The following is a 19,268-nucleotide window of genomic DNA, read 5'->3' on the forward strand; positions in this document are numbered from 1 at the left end:
GTTGCGGGATGCGGCCGAGGCGGTTAGGTCGCGAGGATGAGGGGATGCACACCGACGTGATCTTCATCGGCGGGCGCTCCGGGGTGGGGAAGTCCTCCGTCGCGGCCGAGGCCTCTCACCTGCTCGGGCTCGCTGACGTTCAGCACGCCGTGATCGAGGGCGACAACCTGGACCAGGCGCATCCGCCGCCGTGGCGCAGCGGCATCCCGCTCGCGGAGCGGAACCTCGCCGCGATGTGGGCCAACTATCGCGAGGCCGGGTACTCGCGACTCATCTTCACCAACACGGTCGGCGTGCTGCAGGTCGCCGAACTCGCGGCGGCTCTGGGCGGCGAGGTGCGGTCGATGGCGGTGCTGCTGACGTCGACGGATGCCGTCGCCGCGGAGCGCCTTGCGAAGCGCGAGATCGGGACGGCGCTCGAGGAGCACGTGACCCGAAGCGTCGCGGCCGCTCGGCGCTTGGACGAGGGGGCTCCGGATGCCGTACGGGTCGCGACGGAGGGGCGAGCGGTGGCCGAGATCGCGCGTGAGGTGCTGGAGCGAGCGGGGTGGATCTAGGGACCTCCGGCGGGTGAGAGGTTTCTCATCTGCAGGCTTGTTCGCGACGTGTGATCTCGGTGGTTTTCGGGGTCTCGATGTCGGAGGTTGGTGCGAGAGTTCAGGTATGACGGATGCGGCGGAAACCCCCGGTGGCGAGGCGTATCTCGCGGCCATCGCGGGCATCGTTGCGGACGTCGAGGACGTCGCCTTCGAGCTCGCTCGCGCACAGATTCGGGAGTTGCGTGTGCTCGCTGCCGCGGGCCGGTTGGCGGAGGAGCAGGGCGCGCCCCCGAACGCGAAAGTCACCCTGCACGACATGGTGCTGCGGTCCATTTCAGCCGAGGTCGCTGGGGCGATGCGCATCACCGACCGGACGGTGCAACGCCGCATCGGGGAAGCCCGGGTGACGATCGAAGGGTTCCCGGCGGCCGTGGCCGCGTGGGAGGCCGGCCGGATCGTGCGCGGGCATGTGAAGGCGATCGTCGAGACCGGGCTGAACCTGCCCGCAGAGATGTGGGCGGAGTTCGAGAAGGTCGCGATCGAACGGTGCGAAGGCGACACACCGAACCGGGTTCGAGGTGAGCTCGAGATCCTCGCCCACCGGATGCACCCGCGATCGTTCGCCGAACGACATGAAGAGGCCGCGGCGGGGCGGTGCGTGCGGTTGATGCCCGGGCGGGATGGGATGAGCGATCTCATCGCGACCCTCCCCACCGTGATCGCCGAGGGAATCCAGGACCGGCTCACCCAGCAGGCTCGGGCGATCATCGACACCCGGGACGAACGCAGCACGGGCGAGAACGCCGACGCCGTCGCGACCGATGCGCGATCGACCGATCAAGTGCGGGCTGATGTGTTCGCCGACCTGCTCCTCGCCGGCACGCCGACGCTCGACGACACCCGCGACACCACCGCCGGACCGCTCGGTGCGATCCGGGCACGCGTGCAGATTCTGGTTCCTGCCGCGACTCTCACAGGTACTGATGACGGACCGTGCGACCTTGCGGGCCGTTCCCCCATCGATCCCGCAACCGCCCGCACACTCGCCGGCGCGACGCACGTGTGGGAGCGCCTGTTTCACGACCCCACCACCGGAGTCACCGTCGCCACCGACTCGTACCGTGTCCCGTCCGGGATGCGCAGGTTTCTGCAAGCCCGGGATCAGCATTGCCGATTCCCCGGATGCCGCGTCGCCGCCATCCGGTGTGAGGTCGACCACACGCACGATCATGCGCTCGGCGGGCGGACGGAACTGTCCAATCTCGCCCACCTGTGCCAACGGCATCATTCGATGAAGCAGTTCACCGCCTGGCGGGTCCGACAACTGAAGGGTGGAGTCCTGGAATGGACCTCACCCCTCGGCAGGATCTACCGCGAAGACGCACCCACCCCGGCCGTCGCCTTCACCCCTGCCACCACAACGCCCGGAGACCCCGCACCCTTCTGAACCGCTCCGCCGCGCCCGGATCGCATCCGCGGACAGGTGACCAGGTCGCGCGCTCACGCGCTCTACTCTGCGCGCCAGCCCTTCTCCTTTTCGATGTACTCGTTGTCGGCGAAGTCCGCGAAGTCGGTCTCGTCGGTCACCCGCCGCACCTCCAGCTTGCTGCCCGGCGTCAGCGGTGCGCGCTTCGCCCACTCGAGCGCCTCTTCGGCGGTCGCCGTCTGGACGATCCAGAACCCGTTGAACAGCTCGTGAACCTCGCCGTAGGGTCCGTCGCTGACCACCGGCGTCTCGCCGTCGAAATCCACGACGTACCCGGGCTCGGGCGCGAGACCGTCGCCACCCACCAGCACACCGGCGGTGATCATCGACTCGTTGTACGCGCCCATGGCGTTGATCACCGCCTCGACATCGGTCTCAACGAAGGCCTCGGCCGAGGCCGGGGTGCTCCGCATGATCAGCATGTGCTTCATGGTCATCTCCTGAGTTCCGGGGGACGTTTCCCGTCCCTCCCACTATCGCGCCGAACGGGCGCGACGGGCAACGACGTCGATGCAGAAGAACTCAGGCGGGTTCCGCCAGGACCGACGGACGCGGCTCGATGACGGCGGCCACGATCGCCTCGATCGCGAACTCCGACGCCCTCCCGAGGTCGACGGCCGTCGGATCGAGGAGCCACTGCACCTGCAGCCCGTCCATCACGGCGAGGATCGCCGCCGAGCCGTGCGCGATCGACCCGGGATCGGTGATCCCGCGCTCCTGGCAGACGCGCTCGAACGCCTCGCGCAGGTCCTTCCGGAGCACGGTGTACCGGTGCTCGAAGTACGCCCGCCCCGGGTGGTCGTCGGTGACCGACTCCGCCGACAGCACGGCGTACGCCTGCACGATCCCGGCCCGCTGCATGTTCATGATCGCTGTGTGGACCAGGTGGCGGAACAGCTCCATCCCGCCCGGGATGCGCCCCCCGTCCAGATCGACGACGTCCGTCTGATCACGATGCTCGAGGACGTCCAGCAGCAGCTGATCCTTCGACCCGAAGTGATGGAGGATGCCGGCATGCGTCATCCCGACCTGCTCGGCGATGTCCTGCAGGGTGCCGTTCGCGAAGCCCTTCGAGCCGAAGATCTCCTGCGCCGCGTCGAGGATTTCCCGGCGTCGGACGAGAGTCGCCGGGCGCGACTTCGTCTGGTGTCGACTATCGACCATGATCTGCCTTCTTCCCCGGATGCGGATCAGATCTTACGCAGGTCGCGCGGCCCGCATCATCGGAGGGTTGTGAACTTACTTACTTGATTGTAAGTTTTCCATGCAATCACACTCAGCGCCGAGTGGCACTCCTTCGGAGGTCTTTTCGCGGCGCCGGGACCACAGATGAAGGAGAAGCAATGAGGCTGAAGACCTCCCTCGCCGCCGCCGGTCTCACCGCGGCACTCATCCTCACCGGCTGCGCCGCCGGCGGAGGAAACAACGACTCCGGGAGCCAGGGCTCCGGGGCCGCCCTGACGATCGCGAAGCCCGACGGCGCGATCACCACCGAATCCCACAACCCCTACCTCGGCGACTCGGCCGGCCAGCGATACGGCTACGCCAAGGTCATCTTCGAGCCGCTCGCCCTCGTCAACCCGACGGGCGACCTCAAGACGACCCCGTGGCTCGCCGAGAAGGTGGAATGGAACGACGACTACACGCAGCTCACCGTCACGCCTCGCAGCGGCGTGAAGTGGAGCGACGGTGAGGACTTCACCGCCGACGACGTCGTCTTCACCTTCAACCAGTACCTCACCGGCAAGCTGACCGACACCGGCGCCCTCGGCGTCACCGACGTCACCGCCGACGGCGACACGGTCGTCCTGACCTTCTCGAGCTCGAAGTTCACCTCGCAGGGCCGCGTCCTGCACACCCCGATCGTCCCGGAGCACATCTGGAAGGACATCGAGGACCCGAACACCGACCCCCTCACCGACGAGGGCAAGCTCGTCGGCACCGGCCCGTACGTCATGTCGAACTGGTCGACCGAGTCCGTCTCCCTGAAGGCGAACCCCGACTACTGGGGTGGCGACCTCGCCGTCCCGCAGCTGAACTACGTCTCGTACGGCGACAACGCCGCGCTCACGACGGCCCTCGCGACAGGCGATGCGGACTGGGCCCAGGCCTTCATCCCGCAGGTCCAGCAGAGCTACCTCGACGCAGACCCCGACAACGTGTTCCTCGTCTCGCCCACCCCGGGCGCGGGCACGCTGTTCATGAACCTGCAGAAGAAGCCGTTCAACGACCCCGCCCTCCGCGAGGCGCTCGCGTGGACGATCGACCGCGAGGCCTACGTCGACATCGCCCGCGAAGGCGCGAGTGAGGCGATCTGGAACAAGACCGGTCTCAGCTCCGTGCTCGAGAACGAGATCATCGACGAGTATAAGGACGACAACTACTCCGTCGACGTCGACAAGGCCAAGGAGATCCTCACCGACGCCGGTTACACCTGGAACAGCGGAAAGCTGACCGACCCCGACGGTGAGGCCGTCGAGTTCTCGGTGTCGGTCCCCGCCGGCTGGAGCGACTGGAACACCGAGCAGCAGCTCATCTCCGAAGAGCTCGACAAGGCCCTGGGCATCAAGGTGAACGTCGACCAGCCCGACTTCGGCGGCTGGGACGCGGGCAAGCAGGAAGGCAACTTCGACGCGATCATCCACTGGCTCGAGGACACCGGCAACGCGTACGGCCTGTACACGTCGACGATGGACCCGAAGTGGGTGGTCGACGGCAAGGCATCCTTCAACTTCGGCCGTTTCGACGACCCGAAGGTCACCGAGGCGCTGAACACGTACGCCAATGCGGCATCCGACGACGAGCGGACCGAGGCCGGCGCCGTCCTGCAGAAGGCGTTCGTCGAGAACGTCCCCGCCATCCCGCTGGGTGCGCACCCGCTGCTCGGCGAGTTCAACACGCGCAACTACGTCGGCTGGCCGTCGGAGGACGACCAGTACGCCGCGGGTGACCCGACCCAGGTCGGCGTCGTTCAGATCCTGACGAAGCTGAAGCCCAAAGAGTAATCCGACCGACGGTGGGACGGATGCCGCATGGCCCGCGGCATCCGTCCCACCACCCCTGCTCACCTCCACGAAAGCGAGCACGCACTGATGCGCGATTCGTTACTGTCCGTCGACGACTTCTCCGTCGTCTACGACGTCGACCCGCCGGTCGAAGCCGTCACCCACGTCAGCCTCGAACTGCGCCGCGGCGAGATCCTCGGCCTCGCCGGCGAGAGCGGCTGCGGAAAGACCACCCTCGCCTACGGTGTGCAGCGCCTGCTCAAGGCGCCCGCCGTCATCTCGAGCGGATCCGTCACCTTCCGCGACGTCTCCGGCGAAGACATCGACGTCAACTCACTCGATCCGGAAGAGATGCGCCGCTTCCGCTGGGACAAGATCTCGATGGTCTTCCAGGGCGCGATGAACGCCCTCAACCCCGTCGCCACGATCGGCTCGCAGCTCGCCGACGTCTTCGAGGTGCACCGCCCCGACATGAACCGGGCCGCACGACGCGACGCGGTCAACGAACTGCTCGAGATCGTCAAGGTCGGCGCCGCCCGCAGCCGTTCGTACCCGCACGAACTCTCCGGCGGCATGCGCCAGCGCGTCATGATCGCCATGGCGCTCGCCCTCCGACCGCAGCTGATGATCATGGACGAGCCCACCACGGCGCTCGACGTCCTCGTCCAGCGCGAGATCCTCAAGCAGATCTCGCAGTTGCGACACGAGTTCGGCTTCTCCGTCATCTTCATCACCCACGACCTGCCGCTGCTGCTGGAGATCAGCGACCGCATCGCCATCATGCGCAAGGGCGAGATCGTCGAGATCGACACCGCCGAGCGCATCTGGACCGCCCCGCAGCACGAGTACACGCGCACGCTGTTGTCCTCGTTCCCGCGACTGACCGGTGAAAGGGGGGTCGTCGTCCGATGACCACACTCGAGTTCGACAGCGTCACGAAGGTGTACCACGTCCGGGGAGCCGGCCAGATGAAGGCCCTCGACGACGTCTCGTTCACCCTCTCCTCCGGCCAGACGATCGGCCTCGTCGGCCAGTCCGGCAGCGGCAAGTCCACGATCGCCAAGATCCTCACCCAGCTCGAGACGCCCACGAGCGGCGAGATCCGCCTCGACGGAAAGCCCATCCCCCGCCGCGGCAAGGGCCTGCGCGACTACCGGCAGCAGCTGCGGATGGTGTTCCAGGACCCGTTCGCGTCCCTGAACCCGTACCACTCGATCCGTCACCACATCGAGCGACCCCTGCGCCTGGACGACGTCGTCCCGAAGAGGGAGGTCGAAGACGAGGTGCGTCGCCTCCTCGACCGCGTTCGCCTCGAGCCCGACTCCGTCATCGATCGACGCCCTCACGAGCTCTCGGGCGGGCAGCGGCAACGCGTCGCGATCGCCCGGGCCCTGGCATCCCGCCCTCGCCTGCTCGTGGCCGACGAACCGGTGTCGATGCTCGACGTGTCGATCCGCATGGGCGTCCTCAACCTCCTCGCCGACCTGCAGCGTGAAGAGGGACTCGGGGTGCTCTACATCACCCACGACCTCGCGACCGCGCGCCACTTCAGCGACGAGATCCTCGTGCTCAACCAGGGCAAGGTCGTCGAGAGCGGCACCGCCGACGACGTGATCCTGCGTCCCCAGAACCCGTACACGCAGGAGCTCCGCGCTGCGTCCCCCGACCCCGAGAGCCACTTCGCGTCGGCTCCGGGACTCTCCGGAGGTACCCGATGACCGCCGTCGAACCCCAGCTCCCCGTCGAGACGCCCGACGCGCTCGAGGTCGGCACGACCGCGACCACGACCGTCAAGGGACGCTCCCGCATCCCGTGGCGCTTCCTCGGCAGTCGCGCCCTGTTCTACCTCTTCACGTTGTGGGCCGCGATCACGATCAACTTCTTCCTGCCCCGCCTCATGAAGGGCGACGCGGTCGACCAGTACCTGGCCCGCAACCGCAACGTGACGCCCGAGGCGGCCGACGCGCTCCGCGCCCTGCTCGGCATCGACACCGACAAGTCGATGTGGCAGCAGTACATCGACTACTGGGGCCTCATGCTCCGCGGCGACCTCGGCGTCTCGCTCCTGCACGGTCTCCGTCCCGTCGGCGAGGTCATCAGCCAGGCCCTGCCGTGGACGGTGGGACTCGTCGGCTTCGCCACGATCATCTCGTTCCTCGTCGGTACGATCGGCGGCGCCGTCATCGGGTGGCGCCGCGGCAGCCGCTCCGAGATCATGATCCCGATCACGACCTTCCTCAGCACCATCCCGTACTTCTGGCTGGGGCTGCTCGCCATCGCCCTCTTCTCGGTCAACCTCAAGTGGTTCCCGATCGGCAAGGCGTACGGCGTCGGCTACTCGCCCGAGTTCACTCCGGAGTTCATCGGGCAGGTGATCCACCACGGGACACTTCCCGCGGTGACGATCATCATCGCCTCCCTCGGTGGCTGGATGCTCGGCATGCGCAACATGATGCTCACCGTCCTCGACGAGGACTACATCACGGTCGCGCAGGCCAAGGGCATGCCGAACTCCCGCGTGCTGTGGCGCTACGCCGCCCGCAACGCGGTCCTCCCCCAGATCCAGAGCTTCGCACTGTCGATCGGCTTCATCGTCGGCGGAACGATCGTCATGGAGATGGTCTTCAGCTACCCCGGCGTCGGGAAGCTGCTGCTGGATGCCACCAACGGCAAGGACTACGCACTCATGCAGGGCGTCTTCCTGGTCATCACGCTGTCGGTGCTGGTGGCGAACATCCTCGCCGACATCGCCTACGCGTTCCTCGACCCGCGCACCCGCCAGACGGAGGCCTGACCATGACCACCACCGCCACCATCCGCATGGCCCGCACCGAGGACCCGACGCCGAACACGTTCTGGGCCCGCCTCGGATCGGCGTTCGCGATGTTCCGCAACGCCAAGTCCATCACGGGACTCGTGATCCTCGGCTTCTTCGTCCTCGTCGCTATCTTCGCGGACGTGCTCGCACCGTTCTCGCCCACGCAGGTCGACAACACCGCGCGCTTCCAGCCGCCCTCCCCCGAGCACTGGCTCGGGACCACCCACATCGGCGAGGACGTCCTCAGCCAGGTCATCCACGGCACCCGCGGAGTCATCGTCGTCGGCTTCCTCGCCGCCATCCTCGCGACGGTCATCGCGATCGTCGTGGGCGTCGTCTCGGGGTACGTCCGGGGGTGGAAGAGCGAGGGCCTCTCGGCGCTGACGAACGTCTTCCTCGTCATCCCGGGGCTGCCGCTCATCATCATCGTCGCGTCGATGTTCGAGGAGCCGCCGCTCGTCCTCATCGCCGCCGTCCTCGGCATCACCGGCTGGGCCTGGGGCGCGCGCGTCCTGCGCGCGCAGACGATGTCGCTCCGCAACCGCGACTTCGTCCAGGCCGCGCGCGCCAACGGCGAGCCGCTGCGGCGCATCATCACCGTCGAGATGCTGCCGAACCTCATGGCGCTCATCGCCGCGAGCTTCGTCGGCACCGTGACGGCCGCGATCCTCGGCCTCACGACCCTGTCGTACATCGGCGTCATCCCGGTGAACACCTACAACTGGGGCACCATCCTCAACTGGGCGAGCGCGCAGGGCGCGTTCCGCCAGAACCAGTGGTGGTGGTATCTGCCCCCGGGCCTCTGCATCGCCGCCATCGGCGTGGCGCTGTCGCTCATCAACTTCGGCATCGACGAGTACGTGAACCCGCGCCTGCGCTCGGCCGGCGAGCGGGCCCGCGCGATGAAGAAGAAGGGCCTGAACGTCAACGACGCCGTCACCGCCGTCCGCGCCGTCGAGGTCCCCACCAGCCGCCGGGAGGCCCGCGAATGACGACCGTCGACACTGCTTCCGCCGCGTACCTGGATGCCTCCCTGCCGGTCGAGGAGCGCGTAGCCGACCTTCTCGAGCGCATGACGCTGCCCGAGAAGGTCGGGCAGATGATGCAGTTCGACGCCCGCGAGGAGCTCGAGCACATCGTGCTCGCGCGTCACGCCGGCTCGATCCTGCACACGTCCCCCGAGAAGGTGCTCCGCGCCGCGGAGCTGACCTCGCAGACGCGCCTGCAAATCCCGCTGCTCGTCGCCGAGGACTGCATCCACGGCCATTCGTTCTGGGAGGGCGCGACGATCTTCCCGACGCAGCTCGGGATGGCCGCGTCGTGGGATGCGGACCTCATCGAGGGCGTCGCGAAGGCGACGGCCGCCGAAGTGGCGGCCACCGGCATCCACTGGACGTTCTCCCCCGTCCTCTGCATCGCGCGCGACCTCCGCTGGGGGCGCATCGGCGAGACGTTCGGTGAGGACCCGTTCCTCATCGGCGAGCTCGCCTCGGCGATGGTGCGCGGCTACCAGGGCGACGGCCTCGACGACCCCGACGCGATCCTCGCGACCGCGAAGCACTTCGCCGGGTACTCCGAGACGCAGGGCGGCCGCGATGCGAGCGAGGCTGACATCTCGCGGCGAAAGCTCCGCTCCTGGTTCCTGCCGCCGTTCGAGCGCGTCGCGCGGGAGGGATGCCGCACCTTCATGCTCGGCTACCAGACCACCGACGGGGTGCCGATCACGGTCAACGAATGGCTGCTCAGCGACGTACTGCGGGGCGAGTGGGGATACACCGGCACGCTGATCACCGACTGGGACAACGTCGGCCGCATGGTGTGGGAGCAGAAGGTGCAGCCCGACTACGCCAGCGCCGCGGCCGCCGCCGTGAAGGCCGGCAACGACATGGTCATGACGACGCCCGGGTTCTTCGCCGGCGCCCTCGAGGCCGTCGAGCGCGGGATGCTGGCCGAGGCCGACATCGACCAGGCGGTCTCGCGCATCCTGTCGCTCAAATTCCGCTTCGGGCTGTTCGAGAACCCCCGCCTGCCCGACCGGGAACGCATCGCCACGGTCATCGCGCAGGGCGCCCACGCCGACCTCAACCTCGAGGTCGCGCGGCGCTCCCTGGTCCTGCTCCGCAACGACGGCACACTCCCCCTGACTCCCACCGCACGCCGGATCGCCGTCGTCGGTCCGCTCGCCGACGACGCGCAGACGCAGCTCGGTGACTGGGCGGGGTCATCCGGGCAGGTCGATTGGATGCCGGACGGCCACCCTCGCGCCCAGATCACGACGGTCCTCGACGGGCTCCGCGAGCTCAGCGGCGGCACCGTCGAGCACGCCCGGGGCGCCGGCATCCTGAACCTCACCGACGATCCCGCGGGTGTCTTCCCCGACGGGCAGCCCCGGCCGCCGATCGTCGCACCGCAGGAGCCCGACGCCGCCGAGATCGCCGAGGCCGTTGCGCTCGCGGAACGCTCCGATGTCGTCGTCGCGGTCGTCGGCGACCGCATCGAGCTCGTCGGCGAGGGCCGGTCCACCGCGACGCTCGACCTCATCGGCGGGCAACGCGCCCTGCTCGACGCCCTGGCCGCGACGGGCACGCCGCTCGTCGTCGTGCTGATGGCGTCGAAGCCGCTGATCCTGCCGGAGTCGGTGCGCGAGGCATCCGTCGTCTGGGTCGCGAACCCCGGCATGCAGGGCGGGCGCGCGATCGCAGAGCTCCTGCTCGGCGAGATCGAACCCGCTGGACGCCTGCCGATCTCGTTCGCACGGCACGCCGGCCAGCAGCCGACGTACTACAACCAGATCCGCGGCCAGCACGGCGACCGCTACGCCGACCTGACGCAGCAGCCGGCGTTCGCGTTCGGCGACGGCCTGTCGTACACGACCGTCGAGTACGGCGACGCGGAGGTCCTGACGCCCGTCGTCTCTGCCGGCGAGACCGTCCGCGCGCGGGTCACGCTGCGCAACACCGGCGAGCGCCCCGCGCACGAGATCGTCCAGGTGTACGTCCGCGACACGGTGACCTCGGTGAGCTGGGCCGACAAGGAACTGAAGACCTACCGGCACGTCGACCTCGCCGCGGGTGCGAGCGCCACGGTCGAGATCGACCTGCCGGCGTCGGATTGCACGATCGTGGATGCGGCCGGCCGCCGCATCGTGGAACCCGGGGAGTTCGAACTCCTCATCGGGCCGTCGTCCCGCGACGAGGTGCTGCGGGCGGTCTCGTTCGAGATCCGCTGACGCGACGGAACAGCGAGGGGCGGGTGTCGTGGTGTCACCCGCCCCTCGCCGTGGCGACTCCCCGCCTCACCCCGGCGCGAGCCGGTACAGCACCTCGGGCCGACCGCGTTTGCCGTACCGGTGCGACACGACGATCGCGCCCGTCTCGGCGAGGTGCGTCAGATAGCGGTGAGCGGTCGCGCGCGACATCTCGCACGCCTCCGCGACCTCGACGACCGAACGGCCCGTCCCGGGGTCCAGCGCCGTGAGGACCCGTTCCAACGTCGGCACCGCCAGGCCCTTCGGGAGCGCACGCGGCCCGCTCGACGACGCAGACACGGTGCGGATGCCTCCGGTCGCCAGCAGTCGATCGATGTCGCTCTGCGCAAGGGGGCGCTCACGCCCGGCATCCGTGCGTGCCTGCCGCTCCTCGCGATACCGCTCCAACCGTTCGCGGAGCGCGGCCTCCGTGAACGGCTTCACGAGGTAGCCGGCCACCCGGGCGGCGAGCGCTTGGCGCACCGTGGTCTGATCCTGCGACGAGCTGATGACGAGCACGTCGGGACCGGCGTCACCGAAGGTGCGCAACCGGTGCAGCACCTCGATACCGCTGATGTCGGGAAGACGCATGTCGAGCAGGACGAGGTCGATTCCGGCCGTGCTCTGCGCGAGCGCGTCGCGCCCCGTTCCGGCGGCGCCCGCGACGGTGAACCCCGGCACCGCATCGACGAACCGGCAGTGCAGGGCGCGCGCACCCTGGTCGTCGTCGACGACCAGCACCCGGATCGGTCGCTCGCTCACACGCGCTCCATCTCGAAGGCGAATCGCGCGCCGCCGAGGGCGGAGGCACCCACCTCGATCGTGCCGCCCCGCGACGACACGGTCCGTCGCACCGTGTCGAGTCCGTAGCCGCGACCGAAGCCCGACGCGTCGTCCTTCGTGGTGAACCCCTGAGCGAAGATCCGCGCCGCCGCCTTCGGGTCGATGCCGGGACCATCGTCCTCGACGGCGCCGAACAGGCGCCCGTCCGCATCGCGGAGCACGCAACGCACCCGCCGCGCCCCCGCCTCGCCGGCGTTCCGACACAGGTTCGTGACGACCGAGACCGCGCCGTCGTCCAGGTCACGATCGAGGGTGACGTCGAACTCGGCCTGCGCCCCGAGATCGAGGAGCTCCGCGCGCACCGCATGCATCGTCGCCGCCGCAACCGGCTCGCCGCCGTCAGGCGAGCCGGACGTCCGGACCGGCGTCACCTCCTCGATGTACCCGAGGGCCTCCGCCGCGTCTCCGCGCGAGACGAGCCCGTGGATCACGTGGAGCCGCGTGTCGAACTCGTGCGCCTGTTCGCGCAGGGCCACCGTCGTGCGACGCATCTGCGCGTTCTCGGCGGCGACGGCATCCGCTCGCCGGAAGCGGCGCTCGACCATCGCCGTCAGCGCAGAGCTGGCGAGGGAGGCCACGATGAGCGCGCCGATCCCCCACGGCAGCAGCGCGGCGAGGGCAGCGTCACGGTCGGCGGCGATGCTCGACTCGAGCACACCGACGGCGACCATGCCCACGACCGTCCCATCGCTCGCGAGCACCGGCACCTTCGCGCGCAGCGACGGTCCCGAGGCGCCGCGCTCGGTGCCGAGGAAGGTCTCGCCCCCGAGGACCGAGGAGTTCGTCGTCTCGACCTGCACCCCGCGCTCCGACGCCAGCGGATGCGTGATCCGGACGCCCTCGTCATCGGTGATGACGACGTAGTAGACGCCCGCGGACTCCCCCACGAGCTCGGCGATCGGTTGCAGCGCCGTCGTCGCCGCGGCGAGGTCGCCGGCGTCGGCGAGGTCGGCCGGGGTCCCGGCATCCGTCACCGTCGCAAGCGTCGTCCGAACGTCGGCGAGATCGGCGAGACTCTGGGCGACGCCCATGACCCGCTCGGCGGTCGCGTCCCGGATCGTGCGTTCCTGCACGGTCATCGCGACCGCGAGCGTCGCCGACAGTGCCGCGAGGGTGACGACCGAGGGCAGGACGAGCAGCACGAGCCGGAGCGCGCGGGGCCGCCGCGGAGACGCCATCGTTCACCATTCCCGTCCGTGCGCGATGCGTGAGCGTTTAAGAGAACAAGTGCCGGAGGATGCCGCCGCCGCACCGCGCGCTGTCATCCTATTTCGATCTCGCGGAGACGACGACGTCCGCGCGAAAGGGAGCGATGATGACCCAGACAGACAGCCCGCAGGCTCCGCCGAACCGGCGCAGGACCGTGATCGGCCGCGTCGTGGGCGGTGTGATCGCGGCCGCGGCCATCGGCACGGCGGCCGCCGGTTCGATCGCCTCGGCGAGCACCGGCAACGACATCAACGCGTCGATGACGATCGTCGCCCCGGCCGCCGCCGGTGGCGGCTGGGACGGCGTCGCCCGCGAACTGCAGCAGGCGCAGAAGGCGAACGGCCTGGTCAACAACGTGCAGGTCGTCAACATGCCGGGCGCCGGCGGCACGATCGCCCTCGGCAACGTCTCGGTCCTCGAGGGTCAGCCGAACAACATGCTCGTGGGCGGCACGGGCCTGCTGGCCGCGACGATCCAGTTCAACTCGTCCGCGACGCTCGACGACGTCACGCCTCTCGCCGTGGTCGTCGAGGAGTACGACGTCATCGTCGTCCCCGCCGACTCCCCGTACGAGACCCTCGACGACCTGGTGCAGGGCTGGAAGGAGGACCCGAAGGCCCTCCCCTGGACCGGCGGCGGATCGTTCGACCAGCTGGTCGTGACCGATCTCGCACTCTCGGCCGGTATCGACCCCGTCGACACCACGTACATCTCGTCCGACGGCGGCGGCGAGGCGATCCAGGCCCTCCTGAACGGCACCGCGAAGGCGGCCGCCGGCGGCTACCCCGACAACATCGATCAGATCGAGGCCGGGCGCCTGCGCGCCCTCGCCCTCGTCGCGAACGAGCCCGTCGAGGGGATCGACATCCCCACGGCCATCGAGCAGGGGTACGACGTCTCGCTCACGAACTGGCGGTCCCTCTCGGCACCGTCCGGCCTCGAGGACAGCGAGCGCGAAGCCCTGACCGAACTCGTCCTCGAGAGCGTCGCGACCCCCGAATGGGCCGACGCGATGGAGCGCTACCACTGGAACGAACGCATCATCACGGGCGACGAGCTCGACGCGTTCCTGAAAGACGAGGAGACGCGCATCCGCGGTCTCTACGAGGAGATGGGCCTGTGACCTTCCCCGCCAACCCCACCTCGGCATCCGCCGTCGTCGGCCAGCGCCTGCGTCTGGTCTCGGGCCCCGGAGCCGCCGCCCTGCTGAAGGGGCTCACGATGCCCCTCATCCTCGCCGCATTCGCGACGTACCTCGTCGTCGGCATCCTGACGATGCGGGTGCCGGAAGGCACCGACTTCCCCGGTCCGCAGTTCTTCCCCGGCATCATCGCGGGGGGCCTCTACGCCTTCGCCGCCGTGCTCGCGGTCGGAGCGGTCCGCGAGATCCGAGCGACGCCCGACGCCCTGACGGCCGAGATCGAAGCGGCGCGGGCCGAAGCGGCGGGTGAAGAGCCCGCGGCGACACCGGTGCGCGTCGACATCCGCTCGTTCGCCTGGGTGGTCCTCCCGTTCCTCGCCTTCGCCTTCCTGCTCGAATTCCTCGGGTGGATCATCGCGGCGGGCCTGCTCTTCTGGTGCGTCGCGAAGGCGTTCGGAGCGACCCGGCCCATCCACAGTCTGATCGTGGGCTTCACGCTCAGTTCGCTCGCCTACATCGGTTTCGACATGGCCCTCGGGATGCCCCTCCCGTCCGGCATCCTCGGAGGGTTCTGACATGGACGTCCTGACACTTCTCGGCGAAGGCTTCGCCGGCGCACTCACCCCCGCGAACCTGATGTGGGTCCTGATCGGATGCCTCCTCGGTACCGCCGTGGGCGTGCTTCCGGGGCTCGGATCGTCGATGGCCGTCGCACTCCTGCTCCCCATCACCTTCTCGCTCGACCCGACCGCGGCGTTCATCATGTTCGCCGGCGTCTACTTCGGTGGGCTCTTCGGCGATTCGACGATGGGCATCCTGATGAACACACCAGGTCAGGCATCCGCCATCGCCTCGACGTTCGAGGGGCACAAGATGGCGCTGAACGGTCGGGCCGCGCAGGCGCTCGCCACCGCCGCCATCGGCGCGTTCATCGGCGGCATGGTCGCCTCGATCGTGGTCGTCTTCGTCGCTCCCGCCCTCGCCGACTTCTCGAGCAGGTTCGGGCCGGCGGAGTTCTTCGCCCTCGCCGTCTTCGCGTTCGCCGCGACCTCGTCGGTGGTGGCCGACAGCGCCATCAAGGGGCTGACGTCGCTGTTCATCGGCCTCGGCATCGCCGTGATCGGCATCGACGGCGTCTCGGGCGCGCCCCGGTTCACGATGGACTCGCCGAACCTGTTCGACGGCATCTCGCTCGTCACCGTCACGGTTGCGATCCTCGCGCTCGGCGAGGTCATTTACGTCGCCTGCCTCGAGCGCCACATGACGAACAAGGCGCTCATCCGGCCGACGGGTCGCCCGTGGCTGAGCCGCCGCGAGCTCAAAGAAGCGACCCCCGCGTGGCTGCGCGGCACCGCGATCGGCCTGCCGTTCGGCGTCATCCCGGCCGGTGGGTCGGAGATCCCGACCTTCCTGGCCTACGGCCTCGAGAAGCGACTCGACAAGCGCCGCAAGAACCCCATGTTCGGCAAGGGTGCGATCCGGGGGCTCGCCGCGCCCGAGGCCGCCGGCAACTCGACGACCGGCATGGCGATGGGCGCCCTGCTGGCTCTCGGCCTGCCGATCTCGGCGACCGCGGCGATCATGCTCGCGGCCTTCCGCCAGTACGGCCTGCAGCCCGGTCCGCTCCTGTTCGACCGCGCTCCCGAGCTCGTCTGGGCCCTGCTGGCGAGCTTCTTCATCGCGATGGTGGTCCTTCTCATCCTGAACCTGCCGTTCGCGATGCTCTGGGCGAAGCTCCTGCTGATCCCCCGCCCCTACCTCTACGCCGGCATCACGCTGTTCTGCGGGCTCGGCATCTACGCCACGTCGGGCTCGACGTTCGACCTCGTGATGCTGCTCGGTATCGGGCTGCTCGGCTTCCTGATGCGGGCGCTCGACTTCCCGCTCGCGCCGCTCATCATCGGCATGGTGCTGGGGCCGCTGGCCGAGACGAGCCTTCGGGACGCCGCGATGAGCGCCAACGGCGACTTCTCGGTGCTCGTGCAAGGACCCATCTCGATCACGCTCTACGCGCTGCTCGCCGCGGTCCTGGTGTTCTCGATCCGCGGCAAGGTCGTCGCCCGCAGGCAGACGAAGGCCCTCGCGAAGGAGACGGTCGGCGTCTGACGCGCAGACGCGAGAAGGCCCCGATGCGCAGCGCATCGGGGCCTTCGTCGTCCGCGCTTACGGCGTCGGCATACCGCCGTTGACGTTGAGGGTCTCGCCGAGGACGTAGCTCGACTCGGCCGACGCGAGGAACACGTAGGCCGGGGCGAGCTCGGCGGGCTGGCCCATGCGTCCGAGCGGGGTCTCCTCGCCGAACGACTCGATCTTCTCCTGGGGCTGACCGTCCGACACCTGCAGCGGCGTCCAGATCGGTCCCGGAGCGACCGCGTTGACGCGGATGCCCTTCGGGGCGAGCTGCTGCGCGAGCGCCTTCGTGAAGGCGTTGATGGTCGCCTTCGTCGAGGCGTAGTCGACGAGGGTCTCGGACGGCGAGTACGCCTGGATCGACGTCGTGTTGATGATCGTCGCGCCCGCCGGCAGGTGCGGCAGCGCCGCCTTGGTGATCCAGAACATCGCGTCGACGTTCGTCGTGAACGTGTCGTCGAACTGCTGGTCCTCGAGGGTCGTCAGATCCTTGTTGAAGATCTGCTTGCCGCCGTTGTTGACGACGATGTCGAGGCCGCCGAGGCCCTCGACGGTCTTCGCGACCAGATCGACGCAGTAGTCCTTGTCGCGTAGGTCTCCCGGAAGGGTGAGGACGGTCGCGCCGGCCTCGCGGAGAATGCCGGCGATCCGCTGCGCGTCCTCCTCCTCGACGGGCAGGTACGACAGGGCGACGTGGGCGCCCTCGCGGGCGAAGGCGATCGCGGTGGCCGCTCCGATGCCGGAGTCGCCGCCCGTGATGAGCGCCTTCCGACCCGTGAGGCGGCCGGTGCCGCGGTAGCTGTCCTCGCCGAGGTCCGCCTTCGGAGCGAGATCCGCGTCGAGGCCGGGCTCCTCCTGGTGGCCCTTGCGAGGTTCGATCTCCGAGTAGAGCTCCACCGGATTCGTGAACGTGTACTGGTCGCGTGCCATCGTGCTCTCCTTCTTCGTGGTGGTCATAGTGGTCGTGATGGTCGTCAGCGGGCGTCGGCGTCGTCGCCGACCAGGTCGCGGATCGTGAGTGCGGCGCGGATCAGCGCGAGGTGGCTGAGCGCCTGCGGGAGGTTGCCGAGGAATGCCCCGCCGTCGGGGTCGATCATCTCGGCGAACATGCCGACGTCGTTCCCCGAGGCGACGAGCTCGTTCATCGCCGCGATGCCCTCGTCGTGCCGGCCCACGCAGACGAGCGCCGCGGCACGCCAGAAGGAGCACGCGACGAACGTTGCCTCCTCGTCGCGCATCCCGGTGTAGCGGAACAGGTGCGGTCCTTCACCGAGCTCGCCCGTGAGCGCATCGATCGTGCGCGACATCCGCTCACCCCGGTCGAAGCCGCTCAGCGAATGCAGCAGGACGGATGCGTCGAGGTCGCGGCTGCCCTGCGCCATGACGTAGGCGCCGCGGGACTCCGACCACCCGTGCTCCTCGACCCAGGCGCGCACGAGAGATGCCTCGGCCGCCCACCGCTCGCTGCTCCCGGGGATCTGGCCGAGCTCCGCGAGGGCGACGGCGTCGTTGAGAGCCTGCCAGCATCCCATCTTCGACGAGGTGTAGTGGCGTTCCTCGGGAAGCTCCCACATGCCGGAATCGGGGTTCCGCCACGCGTCGCACACCTTGTCGGCGTACATCGACAGCATGCGTCCGGTCTCGACGTCGAGCGCGTTCCCCGCCTCGACGTACGCCCGGCAGATGGCGAACAGGTCACCGTACACGCCGAGCTGGACCTGCTCGCGGGCGGGGTTGCCCGTCACGACCGGACCGATGCCGCGCCACCCGGGCACGTCGTATTCGGTGACGTGCCCGTCGAGCTCGCCGTCGAGGGTGTACATGACGTGGAGCTCCGGCCCGTGCCGGCGGATCGTGCGCAGCAGCCACGAGATCGCCGCGTGGGTCTCCTCCCGCAGCCCGAAGCCGATGAGGGCATCGACGGTGTACGCCAGGTCGCGCACCCAGGCGAGCCGGTAGTCCCAGTTCTTCCCACCGGTGAGGTCCTCCGGGAGGGAGGTCGTCGCGGCCGCCGCGATCGCGCCGGTGGGACTGTGGATGAGCATCTTGAGCATGAGGGCGCTCCGCTGCACGTCGCGCGCCCAGGGCCCCTCGTACGAGAACTCGCGCGACCAGGCGCGCCACGCCTCGATCGTCCGGTCGATCCCGCGGTCCACGTTGTCCGGGTCGGGGAAGTGGATGGGCTCGTCGTGCGTGCCGACGATGATCAGCAGGTGGCGGCTGCCCTCGGCGGTCGTGAAGCCGCCCGCCAACCCCGTCGCGATGCCGTCCGCCGACGCCGCGGGCTCCGGGCCGTAGTCGCGTCCGGTCACGCCGATCGTCGTGAGTCCCGAGCGCAGGATGCTGCGGTCGTTCGCGCGGTCGTGCCAGGGCGCTGCGGTCTTCAGCGATGTCCCCGGCTGCACGCGCCACCGGAAAGCGATCTCGCCCGTGACGCCGTCGACGCGGCGGGCGAGCTCCGCCCACGGCAACCGGCCTGCGACACCCGTCACGAGAGCGTCGGTCACGGTGGCGGTGCCCGACGCGGTCGTGAACGTCGTGACGAGCACGTTGGTGCGCGGCAGGTACCGCCGCCGCACCTGGTACTCCTCGACGGGTTCGAGCTCGATGCAGCCGCCGGCGTCATCGTCCAGCAGCCGCCCGAAGATGGGCAGGTCGTCGATGCCGGGGATCGGCATCCAGTCGATCTGTCCGCGGAGCCCGATCAGCGCGATCGTCCGACCGTCGCCGATCGGTGCGTAGCTGCGCAGTTCCTGGCCGGGGCCGATGTCGTCGAGGGATGCCACTGCTCGAGTCTCGCCGCGACGGCGGAGGTGGGGGCCCCGGTTGACACCCTGCCGACGATGTGTG

At 69.2% G+C, this 19,268-nt stretch carries 17 protein-coding genes; 11 read left to right on the forward strand and 6 right to left on the reverse strand.

Features of this window, described 5'->3' with window-relative positions; translation table 11 throughout:
• Positions 1 to 44: 44 nt before the first annotated feature.
• Together AC4NN1_RS07505 and AC4NN1_RS07510 are read left to right on the forward strand one after the other, a co-directional pair.
• A complete protein-coding gene (locus AC4NN1_RS07505; RefSeq protein ID WP_336123304.1) occupies positions 45 to 557 on the forward strand; it encodes a nucleoside/nucleotide kinase family protein in 513 nt (170 codons plus the stop codon).
• 106 nt (positions 558 to 663) lie between these two features.
• Positions 664 to 1,986 (forward strand): HNH endonuclease signature motif containing protein, encoded by a 1,323-nt coding sequence (locus AC4NN1_RS07510; RefSeq protein WP_491954941.1) that lies wholly within the window; start codon positions 664 to 666, stop codon positions 1,984 to 1,986.
• A 62-nt stretch (positions 1,987 to 2,048) separates the two neighbouring features.
• On the opposite strand, the gene AC4NN1_RS07515 is transcribed toward AC4NN1_RS07510, so the two are convergent.
• Positions 2,049 to 2,456 (reverse strand): YciI family protein, encoded by a 408-nt coding sequence (locus tag AC4NN1_RS07515; RefSeq protein WP_018187083.1) that lies wholly within the window; start codon positions 2,454 to 2,456, stop codon positions 2,049 to 2,051.
• Between the two features lie 91 nt (positions 2,457 to 2,547).
• On the reverse strand, positions 2,548 to 3,189 hold the full coding sequence (locus AC4NN1_RS07520) for a TetR/AcrR family transcriptional regulator (RefSeq protein ID WP_020098218.1): 642 nt from the start codon (positions 3,187 to 3,189) through the stop codon (positions 2,548 to 2,550).
• A 179-nt stretch (positions 3,190 to 3,368) separates the two neighbouring features.
• On the opposite strand from AC4NN1_RS07520, the gene AC4NN1_RS07525 reads away from it, so the two are divergent.
• The 6 genes from AC4NN1_RS07525 (at position 3,369) to AC4NN1_RS07550 (ending at position 11,077) form a co-directional block, all read left to right on the forward strand.
• Positions 3,369 to 5,030, forward strand: coding sequence for an ABC transporter substrate-binding protein (locus AC4NN1_RS07525; RefSeq protein ID WP_491954942.1), 1,662 nt, complete (start codon positions 3,369 to 3,371; stop codon positions 5,028 to 5,030).
• Positions 5,031 to 5,117: 87 nt separating this feature from the next.
• On the forward strand, positions 5,118 to 5,942 hold the full coding sequence (locus AC4NN1_RS07530; protein WP_018187080.1) for an ABC transporter ATP-binding protein: 825 nt from the start codon (positions 5,118 to 5,120) through the stop codon (positions 5,940 to 5,942).
• Positions 5,939 to 6,748, forward strand: coding sequence for an ABC transporter ATP-binding protein (locus tag AC4NN1_RS07535; RefSeq protein WP_018187079.1), 810 nt, complete (start codon positions 5,939 to 5,941; stop codon positions 6,746 to 6,748). The genes AC4NN1_RS07530 and AC4NN1_RS07535 overlap by 4 nt, the downstream gene beginning before the upstream one ends.
• Complete coding sequence (locus AC4NN1_RS07540) at positions 6,745 to 7,824, forward strand: ABC transporter permease (RefSeq protein WP_311859335.1); 1,080 nt, start codon at positions 6,745 to 6,747, stop codon at positions 7,822 to 7,824. Before AC4NN1_RS07535 ends, AC4NN1_RS07540 begins: the two co-directional genes overlap by 4 nt.
• Positions 7,825 to 7,826: 2 nt before the next feature.
• A complete protein-coding gene (locus AC4NN1_RS07545; protein ID WP_018187077.1) occupies positions 7,827 to 8,840 on the forward strand; it encodes an ABC transporter permease in 1,014 nt (337 codons plus the stop codon).
• A complete protein-coding gene (locus AC4NN1_RS07550) occupies positions 8,837 to 11,077 on the forward strand; it encodes an exo-beta-d-1,3/1,6-glucosidase (RefSeq protein WP_491954943.1) in 2,241 nt (746 codons plus the stop codon). Before AC4NN1_RS07545 ends, AC4NN1_RS07550 begins: the two co-directional genes overlap by 4 nt.
• Positions 11,078 to 11,143: 66 nt before the next feature.
• On the opposite strand, the gene AC4NN1_RS07555 is transcribed toward AC4NN1_RS07550, so the two are convergent.
• A complete protein-coding gene (locus AC4NN1_RS07555) occupies positions 11,144 to 11,857 on the reverse strand; it encodes a response regulator (RefSeq protein ID WP_491954944.1) in 714 nt (237 codons plus the stop codon).
• Positions 11,854 to 13,116 carry a sensor histidine kinase gene (locus AC4NN1_RS07560; protein ID WP_491954945.1) on the reverse strand — a complete coding sequence of 421 codons (1,263 nt, stop codon included), beginning with the start codon at positions 13,114 to 13,116 and terminating at the stop codon, positions 11,854 to 11,856. The genes AC4NN1_RS07555 and AC4NN1_RS07560 overlap by 4 nt, the downstream gene beginning before the upstream one ends.
• A gap of 59 nt (positions 13,117 to 13,175) precedes the next feature.
• Between AC4NN1_RS07560 and AC4NN1_RS07565 the strand changes: the two genes are divergently transcribed.
• The 3 genes from AC4NN1_RS07565 to AC4NN1_RS07575 are packed head-to-tail and all read left to right on the forward strand — an operon-like array spanning position 13,176 to position 16,394.
• Positions 13,176 to 14,270 carry a tripartite tricarboxylate transporter substrate binding protein gene (locus tag AC4NN1_RS07565; RefSeq protein ID WP_020098210.1) on the forward strand — a complete coding sequence of 365 codons (1,095 nt, stop codon included), beginning with the start codon at positions 13,176 to 13,178 and terminating at the stop codon, positions 14,268 to 14,270.
• Positions 14,267 to 14,863 carry a tripartite tricarboxylate transporter TctB family protein gene (locus tag AC4NN1_RS07570; RefSeq protein ID WP_020098209.1) on the forward strand — a complete coding sequence of 199 codons (597 nt, stop codon included), beginning with the start codon at positions 14,267 to 14,269 and terminating at the stop codon, positions 14,861 to 14,863. Before AC4NN1_RS07565 ends, AC4NN1_RS07570 begins: the two co-directional genes overlap by 4 nt.
• Position 14,864: 1 nt before the next feature.
• Positions 14,865 to 16,394 (forward strand): tripartite tricarboxylate transporter permease, encoded by a 1,530-nt coding sequence (locus AC4NN1_RS07575; RefSeq protein WP_491954946.1) that lies wholly within the window; start codon positions 14,865 to 14,867, stop codon positions 16,392 to 16,394.
• A 57-nt stretch (positions 16,395 to 16,451) separates the two neighbouring features.
• Here the strand turns inward: AC4NN1_RS07575 and AC4NN1_RS07580 are convergent, their stop codons facing one another.
• On the reverse strand, positions 16,452 to 17,375 hold the full coding sequence (locus AC4NN1_RS07580; protein WP_491954947.1) for an SDR family oxidoreductase: 924 nt from the start codon (positions 17,373 to 17,375) through the stop codon (positions 16,452 to 16,454).
• 17 nt (positions 17,376 to 17,392) lie between these two features.
• A complete protein-coding gene (locus AC4NN1_RS07585; RefSeq protein WP_491954948.1) occupies positions 17,393 to 19,204 on the reverse strand; it encodes a glycoside hydrolase family 15 protein in 1,812 nt (603 codons plus the stop codon).
• Positions 19,205 to 19,268: the final 64 nt, after the last annotated feature.

This window comes from Microbacterium sp. MDV22-iso44, assembly GCF_058629135.1.

Excerpts from the sequence above, each read along its gene's own strand:
- AC4NN1_RS07505 (WP_336123304.1), top strand. The coding sequence starts at position 45 with ATGCACACCGACGTGATCTTCATCGGCGGGCGCTCCGGGGTGGGGAAG.
- AC4NN1_RS07510 (WP_491954941.1), top strand. The coding sequence starts at position 664 with ATGACGGATGCGGCGGAAACCCCCGGTGGCGAGGCGTATCTCGCGGCC.
- AC4NN1_RS07515 (WP_018187083.1), bottom strand. The coding sequence starts at position 2,456 with ATGAAGCACATGCTGATCATGCGGAGCACCCCGGCCTCGGCCGAGGCC.
- AC4NN1_RS07520 (WP_020098218.1), bottom strand. The coding sequence starts at position 3,189 with ATGGTCGATAGTCGACACCAGACGAAGTCGCGCCCGGCGACTCTCGTC.
- AC4NN1_RS07525 (WP_491954942.1), top strand. The coding sequence starts at position 3,369 with ATGAGGCTGAAGACCTCCCTCGCCGCCGCCGGTCTCACCGCGGCACTC.
- AC4NN1_RS07530 (WP_018187080.1), top strand. The coding sequence starts at position 5,118 with ATGCGCGATTCGTTACTGTCCGTCGACGACTTCTCCGTCGTCTACGAC.
- AC4NN1_RS07535 (WP_018187079.1), top strand. The coding sequence starts at position 5,939 with ATGACCACACTCGAGTTCGACAGCGTCACGAAGGTGTACCACGTCCGG.
- AC4NN1_RS07540 (WP_311859335.1), top strand. The coding sequence starts at position 6,745 with ATGACCGCCGTCGAACCCCAGCTCCCCGTCGAGACGCCCGACGCGCTC.
- AC4NN1_RS07545 (WP_018187077.1), top strand. The coding sequence starts at position 7,827 with ATGACCACCACCGCCACCATCCGCATGGCCCGCACCGAGGACCCGACG.
- AC4NN1_RS07550 (WP_491954943.1), top strand. The coding sequence starts at position 8,837 with ATGACGACCGTCGACACTGCTTCCGCCGCGTACCTGGATGCCTCCCTG.
- AC4NN1_RS07560 (WP_491954945.1), bottom strand. The coding sequence starts at position 13,116 with ATGGCGTCTCCGCGGCGGCCCCGCGCGCTCCGGCTCGTGCTGCTCGTC.
- AC4NN1_RS07565 (WP_020098210.1), top strand. The coding sequence starts at position 13,176 with ATGCCGCCGCCGCACCGCGCGCTGTCATCCTATTTCGATCTCGCGGAG.
- AC4NN1_RS07575 (WP_491954946.1), top strand. The coding sequence starts at position 14,865 with ATGGACGTCCTGACACTTCTCGGCGAAGGCTTCGCCGGCGCACTCACC.
- AC4NN1_RS07580 (WP_491954947.1), bottom strand. The coding sequence starts at position 17,375 with ATGACCACCACGAAGAAGGAGAGCACGATGGCACGCGACCAGTACACG.